This window comes from Jatrophihabitans lederbergiae, assembly GCF_031845305.1.
Lineage (GTDB): Bacteria > Actinomycetota > Actinomycetes > Mycobacteriales > Jatrophihabitantaceae > Jatrophihabitans_A > Jatrophihabitans_A lederbergiae.
The window spans coordinates 1-232 of sequence record NZ_JAVREH010000305.1 but is presented as its reverse complement, the minus strand read 5'-3'; the positions used below and the strand labels follow the sequence as shown (position 1 = coordinate 232).

1 protein-coding gene is annotated in these 232 nt (G+C 68.5%); it reads left to right on the top strand.

All coding sequences use genetic code 11. The features are described from left to right. On the top strand, nucleotides 1-232 hold a 232-nt coding region (locus RM423_RS25325; protein WP_311425785.1), incomplete at both ends, for a glycoside hydrolase family 15 protein.

The window sequence follows — 232 nt, the reverse complement described above, 5'->3', positions numbered from 1 at the left end:
CGCTGACGTACCAGCCGACCGGCGGCATCGTCGCCGCAGCGACCACGTCGTTGCCCGAGCAGATCGGTGGCCCCCGCAACTGGGACTACCGCTACTGCTGGCTGCGGGACTCCACCTACACCCTGCAAGCGCTGATCTCCGCCGGCTACCTCGACGAGGCCAAGGCCTGGCGGGAATGGCTACTGAGAGCGGTCGCCGGAGACCCCGCCGACCTGCAGATCATGTACGCCCT